The sequence below is a fragment of the Pantoea sp. PA1 genome, from assembly GCF_056856975.1.
Genome location: NZ_JBXGEE010000001.1, coordinates 2,191,362 through 2,210,893, shown reverse-complemented (window position 1 = coordinate 2,210,893; position 19,532 = coordinate 2,191,362). Strand labels below are relative to the sequence as shown.

Genomic DNA, 19,532 nt, shown 5'->3' with positions numbered 1-19,532 from the left:
TCCCTCAGTGCAGCACCGGCGCGTCTTTGAGACGCCCGCAGAGTTCATCCATCACCACATGTCCCAGAAAGCTCAGGCACGGAACCGACTTGAGCGGCCCGGTGGCCAGCAGGTCGTCGAGCAGCGCGCAAACAATTTCCTGACCGCGCTGGCGTCCGTGCTGGCGCAGATAGAAGCCTTCCAGCTCGGTTTCAATGGCGTGTTCAAGGCGCGCCAGCGTCAGGCCGGGATAGCGCTTCTGTTCGCGGCAGACGGTCAGCCAGGCGCAGGCCACCGCGCGGCGGGACAGCGCGGAATGCAGTTCGGGGGAAAGGGTACGTGTGCTCATGGCTTAACCTCCCCGTTCATCCAGCCGTCCTGACAGCGGCTTACCACCCCGTCCAGCTGCTCGGTGATGAGGAAAATCAGCGAGTTCAGCTGCGCCTGCTGTGTGGCCGGTGGCTGTTCGTGGCACTCCTGAAGCAGGGTCATGTCGCTGATAAAGCGCCCGGCGTTGCGCAGGTGTTCAAGGCGTAACAGGTCTGCGTGGGAAATGGTGGCGTGAGTCATGCGCGCACCTCTCGTACCGGCAGGCGGGCGGCAAGTGACAGCACGTAATCGCGGGCCAGCGGCAGGCGGGCGGCGCGTTCGTCAGAGGCAACTGTGCGGAGCATGTGGATACGCTGCTGGCGCTCGGTACGGCGCACGGCGGCAAAGACGAAAATAAACTGAGGGTATGGGGAATTCAGGACCGTAGCCATGATGGCAGTCTCCATTGAGTAGCGGTTATCGCCACCACCGGAAACGCCAATTTCACTGGTGGTAGCCCGGACGGGGTTGGCGTAACCGGCCTCAATGGATACCGGCGCTTCGTGAGAAGCCCCCGCCCGGGCCACCATTACACAGTCGGCACTACGGCAATAACGCCGCAGCCCGAAAAATGGTTGCACTAAGGCATGGACACAAAAAAAGACGCATGGGGCGTCTGGTGTCGCCATTGAGATATTCAGGACGCCAATCCCGGCTGCCGATTTTGCGACAGCAGAAAGACTGTACCAGGGAATGCCCCCGGCGCGCAAGCCGGGGGACACAGGAAAATGCAGCATGGCGTAAAATCTCAAGAGTTGGTGGAGATCATGCTGCACGTTCCTGACCGCGTGCTGCGATGCGTGCATTCATCCAGGCGCTGACCTCGCTGGCAAGCCACGCGACATTCTTGCCGCCAAGCGATACCTGCGCCGGAAAAGCACTGCGGCTGATGAGGTCATAGATGGTTGAGCGGGACAGGCCGCAGACGTGGATCACTTCCGGCAGGCGCATAAAGCGCTCCTGAACCGGGAATGATACCGGCATGGCTGGTGCCGCCGGGGCGGATAAATGAGCGTTTAAAGTCGTGTGCATGAGCTACCTCTTATGTGTCCGTGAAGTGCCGCACAGGTGTGTACGGCATCGGGTAGCTCTTTATTTTGCGAATATTTTTGTCGGTGACAACAACAGAAATCTGCCTGACCGGTCGCACTAAAACCACATAAAGCATGGGTGTACGAGAATAGTGCTAAATAGTACTAAAGAGGGATAGTAAGGTTTTATCCAATAACTTTAAGTTTGCTTCAGTCGAATTTTAAAAACTACTCATTCTAAAGGGCGAATAAGGCCGGATTCCCGGCAATGAACAATGGTGAACAGAGGGTGAAGGATTACTTTTTCATTCTTCACCTCTTAATTTACTGTATTTACTATTTTTTTCTCTCTGGTGAAGAATAGTGAAGGATTTATATAAAACTGAAAGCTGATAACAGGCTTCAGTGAGACCTTTTCCTGGCTCGCCAGAAGTAATGCTTTTGTCTGGTCCGTCATACAACGCCCTCCGGTAGAAGCCGCTGTGCCAGACCCGGCACAATTGACTTACTGAAACCAGCCGACAGGAAACGAGATGGCCCTGAAATGTCCCGAATGTGGTCAGGTAGCCCACACCCGCACCAGCGCTTATGAAGCGCCCTCCGTAAAGCGTACCTGGTACCAGTGCCAGAACCTCGACTGCTCCTGCACCTTCACCGCGCTGGAGAGCGTCGAGAAAATCATCATGAAGCCCCACAGGCCCGCATTAGTAGAGCCGGAACGGCAGAATGATGTGCCGGTTCGCCAGCCGCAGACGCTGGGCCGCTATGGTTCAGCCAGCGCCCGCAAAGACCGCCACGCACAGCCCTGACAGAGAGGAAAAACAGCATGACACAGCAGAACATGACCGACGAACAGATTCAGGCCGCCGGTAACCGTATCGGTACGGCGCAGGCCAGAGCACAGCGCCCACTTAGGGAAGCCGGATGGCTCCTCCGGTTACCCGAGGCCGACGTTATCAGCCACACCACCGAGCTGGTAAAGGGGTTGTCCTCTGAGTGGCGGTTGCGTATTGAAGACCTCAATACAAAGATGCTGGCCTGGCTGGAGGCAAGACAGACTGAAAAGACCGCCACTGAAAATCTCAGCGGGCTGCGCCAGCGTAAGGCCGAAATGGAGCAGGCAAGCCGGGACAACCGGGCACGCTTCCGTGAGCTGCTGGGACAGAATGGCGGAACCGTCACGCCGGAGATGAAGACGCTGCGCGCGGAGTATCTGGAGCAGCAGGAAACGGCATCAGACCTTGCCGGGCTGATTGCCGAAAAGGAAAAGCAGCTGCCGGTGCTGGCAGACGTGACCGGGCGCAAGGCTAACGTTTACGTATTCTGTCATGAGGGCATTACGGATGAGCGCATTGATACGCTGATTGATGACTTCTTTATCATTCATGGCGCGGAGCTGAGCAGCCTGCTCAGGATGAAGTACAGCCAGTTTGAACGTAATGGCTCAACGCATGCACCGGGGGTTATCGAAGGTGCGAACGATGTCGACACGCTATACCGCGTATATATCCAGAACCTGATTAAGCGATGGACGAGCGTAAATCAGCCGCTGATGTTCCGTGATGACGTGCTGAGCGTGAGCGGTGCGCATCCTTTCCGGGGAGCCAGAACCGACCGCCGCAAGCGTAAACTTTTCTGAGCTGCAGGCTCAGAAACTCACCGAAGCCCGGCCCGTGCCGGGCTTTTTTACGTCCGCTGCGTGAGTGCATGTCTATGCTGAATGAAAACGCATGAGTCTCCGACACCCCGGAACGGCAGATAAGGCCAGCTGCGGCGCGGATCAGGCCTAATCATGCAGGTGCATGAAAACCGCTGCATAAAGCGGGCAGGCGTGGCGGGGCTACGAGCGCGCGCCAACGCTCTAGAGAATAAAGAATGTGCGCTAAACGAAGAGGTGTTAACGCACAAACTATTTTTATATTTTTTCAGTTAACTCATCATCATGAATTAGAAGTCCCTCACCAAGAGCCGTTTCAAGCAATGGGGATATTTTTTGTGTCTTTTCACTGATAAAGGCAACTTGGTACTTTGCCCTAGTTATAGCAACATAGAGCTTGTTGAACGATGAATAGTTAATAAAATGAGGTGACTCACCAGAGTATGTAGACTGCTCAGGGAATTTATCAGCATCAGCTCCAATGATTATTACAGCCGAAAACTCAAGGCCTCCGATGTAATCCATGCCGCCAATGATATACTGATTATTTCTAGCAGCATTGCTAACGGCTAGATTATCACCTCGCCTTTCAATTGAAATATAATCTTTCGAGTTTGAATCAGCATGTTTTTTGAGTTCAGTCAATAAACTATCAGTACACGGTACGATAAGGATATCACTTCGTGAAATGCTATGTGAATCAGATAGGTAGTCAACTAATGAAAAAGCGGCCTTATAAACCTCTTCTGAAGTCTGTTTGGTAATTATATAAGGGACATTACATTTTTCTTCAATGAGTGAAGTATGTCCTGTCATTGACTCTGATAAAGGGTTCTCAAGTTCTTGAAAGAGAGTTGCTCCTGAAGCTAGTACACAGCTAGCCAGGTTTATAATGTGTTCAGATGAGCGGAATACCGCGTTTAATCCATGCTCATTAGCTAGCTTGGCGTCGAGTTCCTTAGTGACATCATCTTTAGTAATAGCGGTATCACCGGTCGCCTGACTTCTGTCCATGGTGAAAACAATATGATTGGAATTTGGTTTTAAGAGGTTATGAAATAAGCTTAATTCATTTATATTGAATAAATGGGTTTCGTCAATATACATTATATCAAAGCCGCTATTCATTCGTCTTCTTTTCCAGATAGGAGTCGAAGTTTCCTTTAGTGCAGATAGTGTTATGTCATCACTGTCAAATAAATTTAAAGAAATGAGTTTATCTTGATACTTGCTATAAATAGAGAATATTGTTTTAAAATCATCCTCAGTACTTAAAGGTAAGGTGTTTTTAGTTCTTGGAAGGGCAATGTAAGTCTTTAGATCGTCGCTGGCGCGGCCTTTGATATAGGTGGATATTTCTTCCTGTAATAGCATTGAAATGGACCAAGGGTCGTTATTGCCAAAGAAAACTTTCAAATCGTTCGAAATGAAGTTAACTGCCCCAGCATAGTCATTTATTAAAAATTCATCTAATGCTTCACTGATATATAACAATTGCAATTGTTTAGATTCAAGAGCGTCGTTATCTAAATATTCAGTAGCTGAAATGCGGTTTCCAAGATTTTGAATACACCATTCTTGCAAAGTGGTTACAACAACAGATTGCTGATCTTCAGAATTGATAAACTCTGCTCCACCATTTGAGGTGATCAGGTTCTCAATGTTTGCTTTAGTAGCAATACTATGAGTTATAAAAATAGAGCGCAAAGGTGAATCTAGTTTTTTTGCATTATTTAGCTGAACAACACAACGCAGAATTAAACTCAAGGTTTTACCTGTTCCGGCTGCACCTTTTAAAATGTCGGGGCCGTAGCTTTCGCTATATACAAATCTTTTTTGATTTTCAGTTAAGTTCTTTGACCAATAATCTAATCCCATGTGAGGGTTTGAGAGTGTATTATTAGTGTCAACCTCATTGATATTTAAATATGAGGTGGTAGTAACTTCTTTTTTATCTTTTGCAGTAAATAAATTGATGGTGTCTAAATCATGAATTCCTTCTTTTGCCTTGCGGAAATTTGAAAGCTTAGGCTCAATTCCTGCTGTTTCATAACCATCATGGAAAATAAGGAAGCTGGCTTCATTGCGTTTTTCTTGTCTATCTTTATCAGGGGATTTATCAAGAAAGATCTTGTAAGATTTCCCCGTTGTAAAAGATAAAGGCAGTAAAGCAATTAATGATGTGCCGCTTATTATTTTTTCGCATGGGCTATGCCCGATTTTGTCCCAAAGCTTAATGGCTAATCTACATGATTTTTGTATAATGGTTATTATTTCATTACTACTTTTTTGAAACCCGTTAAAGGTGGTTGTATCAAATATTAAGAAGTTCTTCTTTGAGGGGTTTTTACTTAGTAAATATATGCCAGAACTTCCAATTACAGCTTTTATATCATTACTGAAGTCACTGATGACTCCATTCTTCAATAGGTTCGCTAAGAGAAGTCCTTTGTCATAATCAGCTGACTGAAGCATCCTTTCAGATACTATTTTTCTTGCTGCATTACTATCAATAGCAATGAAATTCATTTCTCAACCTCCATGATTGAAGAAGATAAAAGTGGATGTGGATTATTTACACCCACTCTCACAAAGTTATTGGCAAATCGTTGTAAAAGTAGCTCAATATAAGGTGATCTCACTTGACCGACGATGCTGCAAAATTTATTTGAAACGTTAAGATTTAGTCCCGGGTATTGTCTCCCGTCATCAAGCTCAATCCCATACGGTATTTTTGATGCAATTGATACTTCAAGCTCATATATTTCTCGCAAATTCACAATCACTGATCTATAACCTTGGATCTCATCAATGAAAAAGTAGTCCGAATTTTTATTTTGAATTATATCATTCAGCTCCCTTTTGATTTCATCTGAGAAGTGAATGTGAATGTCTTTATAGCATGACTCGTTGGTTAAACAGTCAATTTTACTTTGCAATGTATCAAGTTGAGTTATTTCTCTTGGTTTGAGTTTTTTATTAGATACTATGAATTCATATACTTTTTTATATCCGAAGGTATCGAGGTTTGCTTTAGAAAAACCAGCCCTTAGAATCAAATTTGATAGTTGGGAAATTAGGCTAGTTAAATTTTTTTTCTTAATTAAAGGAAGTAAATCTTTGTTCTTCCATATATCAAATGGAACGGCTGTCAGGAAGTTATAAAATTTTACTTTATCCTTGTTTGCAATATCACACCGCGCTGTAATTACTAAGCCTAAGGTCTCATGGTTGGGATATGAGGCACAATAAGCACAGTTGAAGATTGTACCTTGAGTTAGACTTTTATCATCGGCGCAATCTATCATATCACGTAACATTTCATCTCCTTAAGCTTCACCTTTTATAAACAAAGCTGCCCCACCAATCCATCATTACTCTTCTTTACTCAAGGTAAGTTGAACGGTTATAGGCTCTCCTCACTTCGTTCTTATCGGCATGAGCGAGAGAAACTTCAATTACATCTTTATCGAAATTAGCTTCGTTTAAAGCGGTGCTGGCAATGCTCCGGAGGCCATGTGCGACAAGCTTTCCACTGTATCCTATACGTTTTAAAGCAGCATTTGCAGTCTGGCTGTTTAATGACTGCAAAGGGTGATTTCTGCTCGGGAAAACATGTAACCGGTGAAAGCTTATGGGCTTCATTATCTCAAGAATGTCTAATGCTTGGTTCGAGAGCGGCACCATGTGAGGTCGCTTAGCCTTCATCCGTTCTGCAGGGATTATCCATAGTTTTGCATCAAAATCTAATTCTGACCAAAGTGTACCGGATGCCTCAGAGGGACGCACAAGTGTAAGAAGCTGCCACTCAATCAGGCAGCGAGTCGGAATCGATAGATTGGACATAGATAAAGAACGTATCAGCATAGGCAGTTCATCAGGTCTTAAAGTTGGCATGTGCTGCTTTTTAGGCTTTTCAAAAGCCATACCGATCCCAGAAGCAGGATTAGCATCAATCAAACCCGTGTTAACAGCATAAATCATAATCTCGTTAATACGCTGTACCAGTCTGCGTACTGTCTCAAGAGCACCACGGGCCTTAATCGGCTCAAGTGCTTCTACAAGCTTACGTGCTTTGATTTCCTGCACGGGAATCTCGCCAATGGCAGGGAAAACATCTTTCTCAAGAGAGCGCCAGATATCTTTCGCGTAATCCGGGGTAACGCTTGCTTGCTTCAAGGTAAACCAGTTAGAGGCTACAGTTGAAAAAATACTGTCTAAAGCGATCTGCTGCTGTTCTGTTACTTTTTCAGCCTGGGTCTGTGGGTCAATACCATTAGCGAGTAAGGAGAGGTAATCAGCACGCAGGCGTCTGGCATCGGCCAGCGATAGAGCAGGAAAGGCACCCAAGCCCATCATAGTGCGCTGCTTTGTGACTGGCCGCTGATAGCGAAAGCGCCATAGCTTCTTGCCGGTGGTCTTTACAACCATAAAAAGTCCGTCGCCATCATGCAACGTTAAATCTTTATCAATGGCTTTTGAGCGAAGCACTTCAGTGTTGGTTAAAGGGCGCGTTGTCCTTGCCATACGGGGCTTTCCTACGAAAATTGGTATACGTTTTTAGGATACATCTTACCGTATACCAATACGTATACCAATTATCACTGGATTTAGGCGGATCTTCTCGGAAGGCTACAGACACAAAAAAGCCCGCAAGGCTTGTGCCATGCGGGCTTCTAGGACTTCTACGGATGGCTCTGGAACCATCATTGAAGAATTTTGGTGGAGCTGGCGGGAGTTGAACCCGCGTCCGAAATTACTACACCGTCGGCACTACATGCTTAGTCAGTTTTTACATTCGCCGGTCAGCTGCGAACAGACACGCCACTGACAGACTAGCCTGATTGGATTTAACGCTTCAACCCCAGGCAGGGCATCCACGCGATCTCTTTTGGGTTTGACCTCTCTTGATCCCCGTCTTAAGAGCGGAAGCTAGGGAGAGAGGGCTCAGAGCAGGTTATTAAGCTGCTAAAGCGTAGTTTTCGTCGTTTGCGACTATTTTTTTGCGGCTTTTTACGAGGCAAACCGCCCCTCGGCATGCTCCTAAGGCTTCACAATCCCGTCGAATCCAGAATCAGCCCCAGAACTTCAAATATTAGCAATTAAACAGCATAAAATCCAGTGCTTAGCGCGCTGAATTCTTCATGATACGGGCTTTGTCTAATTTCCATTCACGATCTTTGATGTCGTCGCGCTTGTCGTGCTCTTTCTTACCGCGTGCCACACCAATCTTCAGTTTGCACCAGGCGTTCTTCCAGTAAAGCGACAGCGCCACGAGGGTGTAACCTTCGCGGTTAACGCGTCCATACAGGGAGTCGAGTTCGCGTTGCTTCAGCAGGAGCTTACGGTTACGGGTCGGGTCACAGACCACATGGCTGGACGCAACCGCTAAGGGTTGAAAGGTTGAACCGAACAGGAACGCTTCGCCATCGCGCAGCAGAATATAGCTGTCGCTGATGTTGGCTTTACCAGCACGAAGTGATTTGACTTCCCATCCCTGTAACGATAATCCCGCTTCATACTCCTCTTCGATGAAGTATTCGTGGCGGGCGCGTTTGTTCATGGCAACAGTGGCCGAACCGGGTTTGTGTGCTTTTTTCTTTGTCATAATGAGGCGTATTTTACATCACTTAGTCGGTTATCGCATCCCCAGTCCAGCGGGGCAGCAGGAAACGGGATATTCTAGCACACCCTTTACCAGGGACATTTTTGTTTGATCGCTGAAAATGCTATTATTCAGCGGTTTCTTGATGAACAGGAACCATTATGGCTCAGATTAGTCGTTCGGCACTGGTCCCGTTTAGTGCCGGGCAGATGTACAAACTTGTAAATGATGTGGATGCCTATCCGCAATTCCTGCCGGGTTGCACCGGAAGCCGCGTGCTGGATGCGTCAGAGAATCAGATGACGGCGTCTGTGGATGTCTCGAAAGCGGGTATCAGCAAAACCTTTACCACCCGTAACACCCTGACGGATAACCAGAGCATCCATATGCAGCTGGTTGACGGCCCGTTCCGTAAGCTGACCGGCGGATGGAAGTTCGTTTCGCTGGGCGATGACGCCTGCAAAGTCGAATTAAGCTTGGAGTTTGAATTCACCAATATGCTGGTAGAGATGGCCTTTGGACGCATCTTCAAAGAGCTTGCCAACAGCATGGTGCAGGCTTTCACCCAGCGTGCCAAAGAGGTCTACAGTGCCTGACATCGCCGTTGAGGTGGTCTATGCGTTGCCTGAAAAGCAGTATCAGCTCTATGTCAAAGTGGAGCAGGGCAGCACGGTAGAACAGGCCATCGTAAAATCAGGGTTACTGGAGCTGCGTCGCGAAATTGACCTCGCCAGCAACAAGGTCGGCGTCTACAGTCGGCCGGTGAAGCTGGATGATGAGGTGAATGAGGGCGATCGTATCGAAGTTTATCGCCCGCTGATTGCCGATCCTAAAGAGCTTCGTCGCCAGCGTGCAGAGCGGGCTGCGGTGAGCAAAAAATAAGTTCTGTCTGGCTTTGCAGATAACGGACATAAAAAAAGGCGCTCGGTGCGCCTTTTTGCTGCTTTTTTCAGACTCTATGCCGTGTGATTAATCGCTGTTCTGAGAGAGATTCGGCTTATTGTCGATGTTGGTCAGCACACCGTTGCCATCAAAGGTCAGGGTCAGCGTCTGCTGTTTGACGCGCTCATGGCCGGGTTCCTGACGGAAGATGTAATACCAGACGTTGCTGCCAAACGGGTCTTTCATCATCGGCGTGCCGAGTGTGTAAGCCACCTGCTGCTGTGTCATACCGGTATGGATCTTGGCCACATCGTTGGCAACCAGATAGTTGCCCTGGTTGATATCAGGACGGTAGACCACGCGCTCTAAAGTGGAACATCCGGCGGTCATCATCAACATTACCACTGCCGCGGCAGTCAGCGTTTTACAGCGCATCTATACATTCCTTTTCCGGGGCCAAACGCCTCAACAGGCGATTTTATTGCCATCAAAATCTGAACTCTGCCTGCGGCAGGCTTTATTACTCTGGCGACATAAGTGCCGATGATAATAAACCTTTTCGCTGTTGGAAACCTCTGCAGAGCAAGCATATGACCCCGTCAGGTTAAAAAAGTGCGCTGCTATGCGGCTAAAAGTTCTTTTGCATTCGCCAGGGTGTTGCGGGTGACCTCGCTGCCGCCCAGCAGACGAGCCAGTTCCTGCAGGCGCGCCCGCTTGTCCAGCGGCTGCATGTGGGTTTCAGTCATTGCGCCGTCGGTCTCTTTGCTCACAAAGAAGTGCTGATGACCGCAACCGGCGACCTGCGGCAGGTGCGTGACACACATAACCTGCGTCGATTCACCCAGCTGACGCAGCAGTTTACCTACGACAGCGGCGGTCGGGCCGCTGATGCCGACATCAACCTCATCGAAAATCATTGCCGGCGTTTCCATTTTCTTCGCGGTGATCACCTGAATCGCCAGTGCGATACGTGACAGCTCACCGCCTGAAGCCACTTTACCCAGCGGCTGCAACGGCTGACCAGGGTTAGTGGTGACCTGGAAGTCGACGCGGCTCGCGCCGTCAGCCGTCAGCTGATCCGGGTTAAAGGTCAGGGCGATTTTAAACTGGCCGTGCGGCATTGAGAGCAGATGCATGCTCTGGGTTATCAGCTGCTGCAGCTCATCTGCAAAGTGGCTGCGCTGCTGATGGAGCTCTTCGGCGCTCTTAAGGGCCGCCTGATAGTGTTCACCGACCAGCGATTGCAGGCTCTCCTGATCGCTTTCGTGCTGTGACAGCAGCTCCGCTTCATCCAGCAGCTGCCGATGCAGTTCAGGCAGCGCTTCTGGCGTGACGTGATGCTTACGCGCCAGGGCAATCTGGCGCGAAATCCGTTTTTCCAGTTCGTACAGGCGATTAGGGTCCAGATCGAGACTGTCACAGTAGTGACGCAGCTCATCGCTCGCTTCGCTCAGCTGGATAGCCGCCTCTTCCAGCAGGTTATGCACGCCGTTCAGCTTCTCATCCAGCGAGGTCAGCTCAGAAATCAGCTCTCGGGCACTGTAGAGCAGGCTGTTAAGATTGGTGTCATCACTGTCGGAGAGCATCTGCAGCGCCTGCTGGCTGGTTGACAGCAGCTGGCCGCTGTTCGCCAGACGCTTGTACTCTTCGTCGATCTGCTCATATTCACCCGGCTGCGGGGCAAAGTCGTTCAGCTCTTTGAGCTGATACTGCAACAGTTCACGGCGCGCTTCGCGCTCCTGCGCCTGCTGCTGATGCAGCGCCAGGGTGCGGCAGCTCTGATGCCAGGTCTGATAGCTGGCACGCATGCGCTGCAGCAGATCATCATGACCGGCATAGGCATCCAGCAGATGTTTCTGGTGATCGGGTTTGAGCAGAAGCTGATGGGCATGCTGACCGTGGATCTGAATCAGCAGCTGACCAAGGTCGCGCAGCTGAGAGAGCGGGACCGCGGTGCCGTTGATAAAGCCGCGCGAACGGCCATCGGCGCTGATCACCCGGCGCAGCAGACACTCGTTGCCATCATCCAGCTGATTATCCAGCAGCCAGCGCTGGGCTGAAGGGGAGGCCTTAAGCTGGAAGCGGGCACACAGGTCAGCCCGGCTGGCTCCCTGACGCACCATGTCGGCGTCAGCACGACCGCCAAGACATAATCCCAGCGCATCAATCGCGATGGACTTACCGGCACCGGTTTCACCCGTGATGGCTGTCATGCCGCGGTGGAAATCAATGTCGAGCTCACGAACGATAGCGAAATTACTGATGGTCAGTTGGGCCAGCATAGGTTCACCTGTACGAATAAACACATATGGTTTTCCATACAGTATAAACTGNTCCCTGACGCACCATGTCGGCGTCAGCACGACCGCCAAGACATAATCCCAGCGCATCAATCGCGATGGACTTACCGGCACCGGTTTCACCCGTGATGGCTGTCATGCCGCGGTGGAAATCAATGTCGAGCTCACGAACGATAGCGAAATTACTGATGGTCAGTTGGGCCAGCATAGGTTCACCTGTACGAATAAACACATATGGTTTTCCATACAGTATAAACTGGTTTTTTATCCAGTAAAGAGGCTGCACCCCTTTTCAGAACAATTTTTTTGACCAGCCCAGTTTAGAGCTCAGCGTGTTGAAATAGCTGTAGTTTTTAGGGTGAATCAGGTTGAGGTGATGATTGCTGCGCCGGATCAGAACATCTTCACCTTCCTGTATCGGCAGGGCGATCTGACTGTCGCAGCTGATTTCCAGGTCGCTGCGGCGGGACGAAAAGCGCAGGCGGATGGTGCTGCTGCTGTTGATGACCAGCGGCCGCGCCGAGAGCGTATGCGGGAACATCGGCACCAGCACGATCGCTTCCAGCGACGGTGTCAGAATCGGGCCACCCGCAGAGAGCGAGTAGGCGGTCGAGCCGGTAGGGGTGGAGATAATCAGTCCGTCAGAGCGCTGCGAAAAGGCGAACACCTCATCGATGTAAACCTCAAATTCGATCATGTGCGCGACTTTGCCTGGATGGAGTACCACCTCGTTGATGGCGGTGCCGATGCGCGGCGAACAGGCCGATTTGCACACCTGCGCTTCCAGCAGAAAGCGGCTCTCGACAAAATAGTTGCCCTGCAGCACCTCATCCAGCTGCTGCTGCGCATTGTCGGGGTCGAGGTCGGTAAGAAAGCCCAGGTTACCGCGGTTAATGCCAATCACCTTGATGTCGTAACGGGCCAGCACCCGTGCAGCCCCCAGCATGTTGCCATCACCGCCTACCACCACCGCTAAATCGGCCTGCTGACCAATCTCCGCCAGCGTGCCGGTCTGCACATCGTGAAGCGACAGCTCCTGCGCAATCTGTTGCTCGACGATCACTTGATAACCTTTGGCTGTCAGCCAGCGCCAGAGCATCTCATGCGTGGTTAGCGCGGTGGGATGGCGTGGATGACCCACAATACCAATGCAGTTAAAGTGTTTGTTCATCTGGTCGGTGTTCCTTATAAGCCAAAACGGCAAGGCAATGTGACAGGTTCCCTTGAAACCGCTATTTCAATCCCCATAATAAGCCAACCAGCGAAATGAATGTGCAAAACGCGGAGAAATTCATGAGTAGTAAAGAACAGAACACCCCAAACGAGCAAGTCTCAGACGAAATTCAGCAGGATCAGCAGCAACCTCAGGAAGCGGAGACAGCGGCAGAGGTGGATCCGCGTGATGAGCGTATCGCTCAGCTCGAAGCTGAATTAGCGCAGTCTCAGACCGGCGTGCGTGATGCTCAGCTGCGTGCGCAGGCTGAAGTCGAAAACATTCGTCGTCGTGCGGAAATGGACGTTGAGAAGGCGCACAAATTTGCGCTGGAGAAATTTGCCAACGAACTGCTGCCGGTTATCGACAGCCTTGAGCGCGCGCTGGAAGTGGCGAACAAAGAAGATTCACAGCTGGCACCTATGATCGAAGGGGTTGAACTGACTCTGAAAGGTCTGCTGGGTGCCGTGCGTAAATTCGGTGTTGAAGTGGTCGGCGAAACCGGCGTGCCGTTTAACCCGGAAGTGCATCAGGCGATGTCGATGATGGAGTCGGAAGAGTTCGAGCCTAACCATGTCATGCTGGTGATGCAGCGTGGTTATACGCTGAATGGTCGCCTGCTGCGTCCGGCGATGGTTGCCGTTGCCAAAGCCAAAGGCTGATTCAGCACCGGAATCCCGCTACACGGCCGCGCACTGACGCGGCCGTGTGCATTCTGGCGTCAGTCCGGTAATACCGGCGTCCAGTCCACCGGTTTTTTGCCGGCCGCGCTGAGCAGTTCGTTGGTTTTTGAGAAATGGTGGCTGCCGAAAAAGCCGCGATGCGCAGAGAGCGGCGAAGGGTGCGGCGCCTGCAATACATGATGGCGCTGGCGATCGATGATGCTGCCTTTCTTCTGGGCATGCGATCCCCACAGCAGAAAAATCACCCCTTCACGATGCTGATTGATCGCTGCAATCACATTATCGGTAAACGTCTCCCAGCCGAATCGCGCATGGGAGTGCGCTTTGCCCGCCTCGACCGTTAAAACGGTGTTCAGCAGCATCACACCCTGTTTCGCCCAGCTCTCCAGGAAGCCGTGACTGGGTTTCTCAAAGCCCGGAATATCCTGCTGCAACTCTTTATAGATATTTTGCAGGGATGGCGGCACCTGAACACCTGGCAGCACAGAGAAGGCCAGGCCGTGTGCCTGGTGAGGGCCATGATAGGGGTCCTGACCGAGGATGACGACATTGACGTCGCCCAGTTCCGTCAGGCGAAAGGCATTAAAGACATCTTTCTGCGGCGGATAGACGGTGACCCCCGCAGCGCGTTCATCGGCGACCAGCTTCAGCGTCTCGACAAAATAGGGTTTCTGTTTCTCTTCAGCCAGCACGTCGTGCCAAGTCAGCTTTTCAGCCATGTTCAACTCCCTTTCCGTTAGTGCCGTAAGCTTAGCCGTTCCTGCCGCCCAGCTGAAGGTAAAATAAATTTGAAAAATACAAATAAAGTTAAGAAGCAATGCATTTTCAGATCAACGGGTTAGCCTGAATGGCCACGGAGCGCCGGGTGAAGATTGATGCAGGTCAAGGCCGGTCGAAAGGATGGGTGGTATACCGGAGCCTTAAATTTGATTTATTCACCTATTATTCGGGAGATGCAAAGATGATCACAGGAATCCAGATCACTCAATCCAACCATGCCAACCTGCTGAACTCCTTCTGGCTGCTGGACGAAGAGAAAGCCCAGGCGCGTTGCCTGTGTGCCGCCGGGGGTTATGAAGAAGACCAGGTTGTGGCTATCAGCGAGCTGGGCGAATTTGCTTATCGTGAAGTTCCGGTAGAAATCAAACCGCAGGTGCGTGTTGAAGGCGGTCAGCATCTGAACGTCAACGTGCTGCGTCGTGAAACGCTGGAAGATGCGGTGAAGCACCCGGAAAACTACCCGCAGCTGACCATCCGCGTGTCGGGCTATGCCGTGCGCTTCAACTCACTGACTCCTGAACAGCAGCGTGACGTGATTGCCCGTACTTTTACCGAAAGTCTTTAAGTGGCCTGAGTGATTGGACGCTGAAAATAAACGCAAAGCGCACACAGCATATTTTATCAGCATCATCAGCAAGATAGAGAGTCATGTACAGCGAGCCGGTCAGTGAGTATCGCCAGCAACGCGATCAGGCAGGTAAAATGGTGTGAAAAGGCTGTTAACAGCTGTCAGCTAAAAAAAATCGCCTCATCAGAGGCGATTTTTTTGTTTAAGCGCTGTTTTATTCCGCATTCTCGTTAGCGGACGCGGTGCCGCTTGCCTTACGGCGTTTGCCGATATTTTTGGCGTCACGATGGCGTTTTTTCACGCGGGGTTTTTCAGTTTCGCTCGCTTTCTTCTCTGCGCGCTTAGCCAGCACCTTTTTCGACGGTTTGCCGGTGGTTTTCGCACTTGGAGCGCGGGTCACCGGACGCAGTTCGTCAATGACGCGCGCTTTAATCGGCTCATTAACGTAGCGGGTGATTTTACCCAGCAGGACGTAATCGTGCGCTTCGACCAGCGAGATGGCGATGCCTTTACGACCGGCGCGACCGGTACGGCCAATACGGTGCAGATAGGTATCGGCGGTGCGCGTCATGTCATAGTTGAAGACGTGGCTGACATCTTCAACGTCGATGCCGCGCGCCGCAACGTCGGTGGCAACCAGCACGTTCACCCGTCCTTCACTCAGACGTTTGATCGCTTCGTTACGCTTCGCCTGCACCATTTCGCCTTCCAGATAGCTGGTGCGAATCCCCGCTTCGTGCAGCCAGCTCACCAGCTCATGCAGACGCTCACGCTTGCGCACGAACACGATGCTGCGTGTCACTTCCGGCTGCTTCAGTAGATGGATCAGTAGTTTGGTTTTGTGCTCAAGATCGTCAGCGCGGTAGTACCACTGCTGGATCTTTTTGCGCTCGCGACGGCTCGGATCCGCTTCCAGCTCAACCGGATCGTTCAGCAGACGTTCGGCGAAATCGCGGATGTTGTCGCCTTCCAGCGTGGCGGAGAAGAGCAGGGTCTGTTTGCGCCAGCGCGTTTCAGCCGCGATGGTTTCGATATCCTGGGCGAAGCCCATATCCAGCATACGGTCCGCTTCATCCAGCACCAGCGTTTCCACAGCGCGGCAGTCGAAGTTCTCTTCTTTAATATACTGCAGCAGGCGACCGGTGGTCGCGACCACGATATCCTGGTTTTCGCTGAACACTTCGGCGTGGTTCATGTAGGCCACGCCGCCCGTGATGGTCGCGATATCCAGATGGGTATGTTTCGCCAGTTCACGCGCGTGTTCGGCGACCTGCATCGCCAGTTCGCGGGTCGGGGTCACAATCAGGATGCGTGGCGGGCCAGATTTCTTGCGCGGAAAATCAAGCAGGTGCTGCAGCGCCGGTAACAGATAGGCGGCGGTTTTCCCGGTCCCGGTAGGTGCCGAACCCAGAACGTCGCGGCCCTCCAGCGCGGGCGGAATTGCAGCAGCCTGAATCACTGTTGGACGCGTGAAGCCTTTTTCCTGCAACGCTTGTAGCAGGCTTTCGTCGAGTTCGAGTTCGGAAAATGTGGTTACTGTCATGGTCTACCTCAGTTTGGGGCGCTGATTATAGACAGATCAGACTGAATCTTCATCTGTTAATCCGTTTCCGCTGCGCCTGGGGTTGTCTGCCGCGTGAATTCCCTCTGTTGCCACGTTACACTCATGCGCTGCCGGACGGCAGGAAAAAACGATGGTAGTGAACAATGATGCAGGATAAGCCGCGTGAACGGCCACAGTTAAACAAGAACGGTTTTACCTTTAAACAATTTTTTGTCGCGCACGATCGCTGTGCGATGAAAGTGGGAACCGATGCCATTCTGCTCGGGGCCTGGGCACCGGTGGCCGGGGTCAGGCGCATTCTGGATATCGGCAGCGGCAGCGGGCTGATTGCCCTGATGCTGGCGCAGCGTACACCGTCGCAGGTGCTGATCGATGCGGTTGAATTAGAGCCTGAGGCCGCGCAGCAGGCGCAGGAGAATGTGCAGCAGTCGCCGTGGCCTGAACGAATCCGGGTGCATCAGCACGACATCGCCCGCTGGGCAGAGGAGTCCACCGCGCGTTACTCCCTCATCGTCAGCAATCCCCCTTACTTTGCGCCTGGCGTGGCCTGTTCTACGCCAGCGCGGGACAGCGCCCGCGCCACAGCCTCGCTCGACCATCAGACGTTACTGCGCAGCGCGGCGTTACTGATTGAGGAGGAGGGGATGTTCTGCGTGGTGCTGCCTGCCGCCATCGGCCAGGATTTTATCGCGCTGGCAGAGGCGGATGGCTGGCATCTGCGTTCGCGCCTGGATGTGGCGGAGTATGCCCATCGTCCGCCGCACCGGGTAGTGCTGGGCTTTTCGCCGCAGCCAGGCGAAACCCTGCTGGAGCGGCTCGCTATCCGCGCAGCAGACACCCACTATTCGGATGAGTGGTGCAGCCTGACGCGGGCGTTCTATCTCTTTATGTAGCCGGGCGGCGTCAGAATTGTCGGTCGCGCCTCAGGCAGCAGGTTCGGGTAGTCGCGAATATAGTGCAGTCCGCGACTCTCTTTTCGCTCCAGCGCACAGCGCACCATCAGATCCGCCACCTGAACCAGATTCCGCAGCTCCAGGAGATGATTGGAGAGGCGGAAGTGACGGTAATACTCATCGATCTCCTGCTGAAGCAGGGTGATGCGGCGCAAAGCCCGCTCCAGTCGCCGCGTCGTACGCACAATGCCGACATAATCCCACATGAAGAGCCGCAGCTCATGCCAGTTGTGCTGGATGACGACGCGCTCATCGGCATCATCGACCTGGCTCTCATCCCAGGCGGGCAGGGTGGTCACAGCCTCTATGTCTGGCAGGCTCTGGATCAGCGCTTCGGCGGCTGACCAGCCATAGACCAGGCACTCCAGCAGCGAGTTAGAGGCCATGCGGTTCGCACCATGCAGGCCGGTGTAGCTCACCTCGCCGATGGCATACAGGCCGCTGACGTCACTCTGCCCATGCTGATCCACCATCACGCCGCCACAGGTATAGTGGGCGGCAGGCACGATCGGGATCGGTTCCCGGGTCAGGTCGAAGCCAAAGGTCAGCAGCTTTTCATAAATCATCGGGAAGTGGGCGCGCACAAACTCTTCCGGCTGGTGGCTGATATCCAGATACATGCAGTCCACGCCCAGCCGCTTCATCTCATGATCGATGGCGCGTGCGACGATATCGCGCGGAGCCAGCTCGGCGCGCTCATCAAAATCGGGCATGAAACGACTGCCATCGGGACGCACCAGCCAGGCGCCTTCTCCGCGCAGGGCTTCAGTCAGCAGGAAGTTCTGCGCCTGGGGATGAAACAGGCAGGTGGGATGAAACTGATTAAATTCGAGATTGGCGACCCGGCAGCCCGCACGCCAGGCCATCGCAATCCCGTCACCGGAGGCGACGTCAGGATTCGTGGTGTACTGATACACTTTGGCGGCGCCGCCGGTCGCCAGCACCACCGCCCGCGCCTGACAGGTTTCCACCTGCTCGCGGTTACGGTTCCAGATCCAGGCACCCACCACCCGGCGCGGGCCAGGCTGGCCGATTTTATCGGAGAGAATCAGATCGACCGCGTTGGTGCGCTCCAGAATGCGGATGTTCGGGTGGCTGAGCGCCTGGCTTACCAGCGTGGTTTCAACCGCATGACCGGTGGCATCGGCACTGTGCAGAATGCGGCGATGGCTGTGTCCGCCTTCGCGCGTCAGGTGATAGCGCATCTCGCCTGAGGCCTGCGGATCGAGATCAAAGGCAACGCCATTGTCGATCAGCCACTGCACACAGTGCCGCGCATTGCTGGCGATAAACGAGACCGCCTCCCGGTCGCACAGTCCGGCGCCGGCAATCAGCGTATCTTCTATATGCGCTTCAATACTGTCGGTCTCATCGAACACCGCCGCAATGCCGCCCTGAGCATAAAGCGTAGAGCCTTCATTGACCTGCGCTTTGCTGAGCACCGTGACCTGATACTGTTTCGCCAGGCGCAGCGCTAAAGAGAGGCCCGCCGCACCGCTGCCCACAATCAATACATCACACTGATAATCCGGATTCGCATTTGTCATGATGTTTAATTTACTAAACAAAGATTGCCCTGAGCATAAGCCCTGAGCCGGTCACTGTGAAGTATTTTAAACAAAAGTTCGCAGATCCACGGTGTGAATTCAGAAAAATCACCGATAATCATTAAGTTATAAACAGTACAATTTGAGCTCTGTTTTCTATACCAAACTTATTATCGGCGGAGGATTTAATGATGAAAAAGCTGTTGTCATAGGTTACTCTGCCTGCGATTTGCGCTCCTTACACTGAACGAAAACGAACAACCTGTGTAATCAATTCCGGAGCGGCAAATATCAGGTCGGGAAGTGAACTTCGCACCACATCACAACTCTAAGCGCATGCTTGCTCAGAACCAATGAGATGTGCTGGCAGTTACTTTATGCGTAAGAAAAGTTTGGGGAGA

The 19,532-nt window shown here is 51.9% G+C and carries 21 protein-coding genes, 1 other RNA gene and 1 pseudogene; 7 read left to right on the top strand and 16 right to left on the bottom strand.

Annotated features, from left to right (window positions below; translation table 11 throughout):
- Positions 1–4 precede the first annotated feature (4 nt).
- The 4 genes from AC1V0D_RS10600 to AC1V0D_RS10585 are packed head-to-tail and all read right to left on the bottom strand — an operon-like array spanning position 5 to position 1,380.
- Positions 5–328, bottom strand: a complete 324-nt coding sequence (locus tag AC1V0D_RS10600) for a DUF5375 domain-containing protein (RefSeq protein ID WP_482907375.1) — start codon at positions 326–328, stop codon at positions 5–7.
- A complete protein-coding gene (locus AC1V0D_RS10595; protein WP_111208340.1) occupies positions 325–549 on the bottom strand; it encodes a hypothetical protein in 225 nt (74 codons plus the stop codon). The genes AC1V0D_RS10600 and AC1V0D_RS10595 overlap by 4 nt, the downstream gene beginning before the upstream one ends.
- Complete coding sequence (locus AC1V0D_RS10590) at positions 546–1,085, bottom strand: host cell division inhibitor Icd-like protein (RefSeq protein WP_482907411.1); 540 nt, start codon at positions 1,083–1,085, stop codon at positions 546–548. Before AC1V0D_RS10590 ends, AC1V0D_RS10595 begins: the two co-directional genes overlap by 4 nt.
- A 28-nt stretch (positions 1,086–1,113) precedes the next feature.
- Positions 1,114–1,380, bottom strand: coding sequence for a helix-turn-helix transcriptional regulator (locus tag AC1V0D_RS10585; RefSeq protein WP_482907374.1), 267 nt, complete (start codon positions 1,378–1,380; stop codon positions 1,114–1,116).
- A gap of 532 nt (positions 1,381–1,912) precedes the next feature.
- Here AC1V0D_RS10585 and AC1V0D_RS10580 point away from each other — a divergent pair.
- Both AC1V0D_RS10580 and AC1V0D_RS10575 read left to right on the top strand, forming a co-directional pair.
- Positions 1,913–2,188, top strand: coding sequence for an ogr/Delta-like zinc finger family protein (locus tag AC1V0D_RS10580; protein WP_111208338.1), 276 nt, complete (start codon positions 1,913–1,915; stop codon positions 2,186–2,188).
- Positions 2,189–2,205: 17 nt separating this feature from the next.
- Positions 2,206–3,018 carry a hypothetical protein gene (locus AC1V0D_RS10575; RefSeq protein WP_482907373.1) on the top strand — a complete coding sequence of 271 codons (813 nt, stop codon included), beginning with the start codon at positions 2,206–2,208 and terminating at the stop codon, positions 3,016–3,018.
- 276 nt (positions 3,019–3,294) lie between these two features.
- Here the strand turns inward: AC1V0D_RS10575 and AC1V0D_RS10570 are convergent, their stop codons facing one another.
- The 5 genes from AC1V0D_RS10570 to smpB all read right to left on the bottom strand — a co-directional run bounded on the left by AC1V0D_RS10570 (position 3,295) and on the right by smpB (position 8,644).
- A complete protein-coding gene (locus AC1V0D_RS10570) occupies positions 3,295–5,565 on the bottom strand; it encodes a UvrD-helicase domain-containing protein (protein ID WP_482907372.1) in 2,271 nt (756 codons plus the stop codon).
- Positions 5,562–6,356 (bottom strand): hypothetical protein, encoded by a 795-nt coding sequence (locus AC1V0D_RS10565; protein WP_482907371.1) that lies wholly within the window; start codon positions 6,354–6,356, stop codon positions 5,562–5,564. Before AC1V0D_RS10565 ends, AC1V0D_RS10570 begins: the two co-directional genes overlap by 4 nt.
- A gap of 64 nt (positions 6,357–6,420) precedes the next feature.
- Positions 6,421–7,563 (bottom strand): integrase domain-containing protein, encoded by a 1,143-nt coding sequence (locus AC1V0D_RS10560; RefSeq protein WP_482907370.1) that lies wholly within the window; start codon positions 7,561–7,563, stop codon positions 6,421–6,423.
- 193 nt (positions 7,564–7,756) lie between these two features.
- Positions 7,757–8,118, bottom strand: a transfer-messenger RNA (tmRNA) gene (gene ssrA / locus AC1V0D_RS10555).
- Between the two features lie 43 nt (positions 8,119–8,161).
- Entirely contained in the window at positions 8,162–8,644 is a 483-nt protein-coding gene (smpB, locus tag AC1V0D_RS10550) for an SsrA-binding protein SmpB (RefSeq protein WP_009088626.1), read from the bottom strand.
- 158 nt (positions 8,645–8,802) lie between these two features.
- Here smpB and AC1V0D_RS10545 point away from each other — a divergent pair, with 158 nt between their 5' ends.
- Positions 8,803–9,237, top strand: a complete 435-nt coding sequence (locus AC1V0D_RS10545) for a type II toxin-antitoxin system RatA family toxin (protein WP_009088627.1) — start codon at positions 8,803–8,805, stop codon at positions 9,235–9,237.
- Positions 9,230–9,523, top strand: coding sequence for an RnfH family protein (locus AC1V0D_RS10540; RefSeq protein ID WP_140029722.1), 294 nt, complete (start codon positions 9,230–9,232; stop codon positions 9,521–9,523). The genes AC1V0D_RS10545 and AC1V0D_RS10540 overlap by 8 nt, the downstream gene beginning before the upstream one ends.
- Positions 9,524–9,610: 87 nt before the next feature.
- On the opposite strand, the gene bamE is transcribed toward AC1V0D_RS10540, so the two are convergent.
- The 4 genes and pseudogenes from bamE to nadK all read right to left on the bottom strand — a co-directional run bounded on the left by bamE (position 9,611) and on the right by nadK (position 12,994).
- The gene (gene bamE, locus AC1V0D_RS10535; RefSeq protein WP_009088629.1) at positions 9,611–9,958 is read right to left on the bottom strand and encodes an outer membrane protein assembly factor BamE; all 348 of its coding nucleotides are present in this window, start codon (positions 9,956–9,958) and stop codon (positions 9,611–9,613) included.
- A 185-nt stretch (positions 9,959–10,143) separates the two neighbouring features.
- Complete coding sequence (gene recN, locus AC1V0D_RS10530; RefSeq protein WP_009088630.1) at positions 10,144–11,805, bottom strand: DNA repair protein RecN; 1,662 nt, start codon at positions 11,803–11,805, stop codon at positions 10,144–10,146.
- A gap of 52 nt (positions 11,806–11,857) precedes the next feature.
- Positions 11,858–12,031, bottom strand: a pseudogene (locus AC1V0D_RS10525) (AAA family ATPase); the annotation flags it as partial.
- 84 nt (positions 12,032–12,115) lie between these two features.
- The gene (nadK, locus tag AC1V0D_RS10520) at positions 12,116–12,994 is read right to left on the bottom strand and encodes an NAD(+) kinase (protein ID WP_009088631.1); all 879 of its coding nucleotides are present in this window, start codon (positions 12,992–12,994) and stop codon (positions 12,116–12,118) included.
- A 122-nt stretch (positions 12,995–13,116) separates the two neighbouring features.
- Here nadK and grpE point away from each other — a divergent pair, with 122 nt between their 5' ends.
- The gene (grpE, locus tag AC1V0D_RS10515) at positions 13,117–13,698 is read left to right on the top strand and encodes a nucleotide exchange factor GrpE (protein ID WP_009088632.1); all 582 of its coding nucleotides are present in this window, start codon (positions 13,117–13,119) and stop codon (positions 13,696–13,698) included.
- Positions 13,699–13,757: 59 nt separating this feature from the next.
- On the opposite strand, the gene ung is transcribed toward grpE, so the two are convergent.
- On the bottom strand, positions 13,758–14,438 hold the full coding sequence (gene ung / locus AC1V0D_RS10510) for a uracil-DNA glycosylase (RefSeq protein ID WP_111208333.1): 681 nt from the start codon (positions 14,436–14,438) through the stop codon (positions 13,758–13,760).
- Positions 14,439–14,680: 242 nt separating this feature from the next.
- Between ung and grcA the strand changes: the two genes are divergently transcribed.
- Complete coding sequence (gene grcA / locus AC1V0D_RS10505) at positions 14,681–15,064, top strand: autonomous glycyl radical cofactor GrcA (RefSeq protein ID WP_009088643.1); 384 nt, start codon at positions 14,681–14,683, stop codon at positions 15,062–15,064.
- A 217-nt stretch (positions 15,065–15,281) separates the two neighbouring features.
- Here the strand turns inward: grcA and srmB are convergent, their stop codons facing one another.
- Positions 15,282–16,610, bottom strand: a complete 1,329-nt coding sequence (gene srmB / locus AC1V0D_RS10500; RefSeq protein WP_111208332.1) for an ATP-dependent RNA helicase SrmB — start codon at positions 16,608–16,610, stop codon at positions 15,282–15,284.
- A 164-nt stretch (positions 16,611–16,774) separates the two neighbouring features.
- Here srmB and trmN point away from each other — a divergent pair, with 164 nt between their 5' ends.
- A complete protein-coding gene (trmN, locus tag AC1V0D_RS10495) occupies positions 16,775–17,524 on the top strand; it encodes a tRNA(1)(Val) (adenine(37)-N(6))-methyltransferase TrmN (RefSeq protein WP_111208331.1) in 750 nt (249 codons plus the stop codon).
- Here trmN and nadB read toward each other — a convergent pair.
- A complete protein-coding gene (gene nadB, locus AC1V0D_RS10490; RefSeq protein WP_111208330.1) occupies positions 17,509–19,131 on the bottom strand; it encodes an L-aspartate oxidase in 1,623 nt (540 codons plus the stop codon). The two genes, trmN and nadB, sit on opposite strands and share 16 nt — an antisense overlap.
- Positions 19,132–19,532 lie beyond the last annotated feature (401 nt).

Coding starts and splice junctions, on each gene's coding strand:
- AC1V0D_RS10600 (WP_482907375.1), bottom strand. CDS start 328: ATGAGCACACGTACCCTTTCCCCCGAACTGCATTCCGCGCTGTCCCGC.
- AC1V0D_RS10595 (WP_111208340.1), bottom strand. CDS start 549: ATGACTCACGCCACCATTTCCCACGCAGACCTGTTACGCCTTGAACAC.
- AC1V0D_RS10590 (WP_482907411.1), bottom strand. CDS start 1,085: ATGCTGCATTTTCCTGTGTCCCCCGGCTTGCGCGCCGGGGGCATTCCC.
- AC1V0D_RS10585 (WP_482907374.1), bottom strand. CDS start 1,380: ATGCACACGACTTTAAACGCTCATTTATCCGCCCCGGCGGCACCAGCC.
- AC1V0D_RS10580 (WP_111208338.1), top strand. CDS start 1,913: ATGGCCCTGAAATGTCCCGAATGTGGTCAGGTAGCCCACACCCGCACC.
- AC1V0D_RS10575 (WP_482907373.1), top strand. CDS start 2,206: ATGACACAGCAGAACATGACCGACGAACAGATTCAGGCCGCCGGTAAC.
- AC1V0D_RS10570 (WP_482907372.1), bottom strand. CDS start 5,565: ATGAATTTCATTGCTATTGATAGTAATGCAGCAAGAAAAATAGTATCT.
- AC1V0D_RS10565 (WP_482907371.1), bottom strand. CDS start 6,356: ATGTTACGTGATATGATAGATTGCGCCGATGATAAAAGTCTAACTCAA.
- AC1V0D_RS10560 (WP_482907370.1), bottom strand. CDS start 7,563: ATGGCAAGGACAACGCGCCCTTTAACCAACACTGAAGTGCTTCGCTCA.
- smpB (WP_009088626.1), bottom strand. CDS start 8,644: ATGACAAAGAAAAAAGCACACAAACCCGGTTCGGCCACTGTTGCCATG.
- AC1V0D_RS10545 (WP_009088627.1), top strand. CDS start 8,803: ATGGCTCAGATTAGTCGTTCGGCACTGGTCCCGTTTAGTGCCGGGCAG.
- bamE (WP_009088629.1), bottom strand. CDS start 9,958: ATGCGCTGTAAAACGCTGACTGCCGCGGCAGTGGTAATGTTGATGATG.
- recN (WP_009088630.1), bottom strand. CDS start 11,805: ATGCTGGCCCAACTGACCATCAGTAATTTCGCTATCGTTCGTGAGCTC.
- nadK (WP_009088631.1), bottom strand. CDS start 12,994: ATGAACAAACACTTTAACTGCATTGGTATTGTGGGTCATCCACGCCAT.
- grpE (WP_009088632.1), top strand. CDS start 13,117: ATGAGTAGTAAAGAACAGAACACCCCAAACGAGCAAGTCTCAGACGAA.
- ung (WP_111208333.1), bottom strand. CDS start 14,438: ATGGCTGAAAAGCTGACTTGGCACGACGTGCTGGCTGAAGAGAAACAG.
- grcA (WP_009088643.1), top strand. CDS start 14,681: ATGATCACAGGAATCCAGATCACTCAATCCAACCATGCCAACCTGCTG.
- srmB (WP_111208332.1), bottom strand. CDS start 16,610: ATGACAGTAACCACATTTTCCGAACTCGAACTCGACGAAAGCCTGCTA.
- trmN (WP_111208331.1), top strand. CDS start 16,775: ATGATGCAGGATAAGCCGCGTGAACGGCCACAGTTAAACAAGAACGGT.
- nadB (WP_111208330.1), bottom strand. CDS start 19,131: ATGACAAATGCGAATCCGGATTATCAGTGTGATGTATTGATTGTGGGC.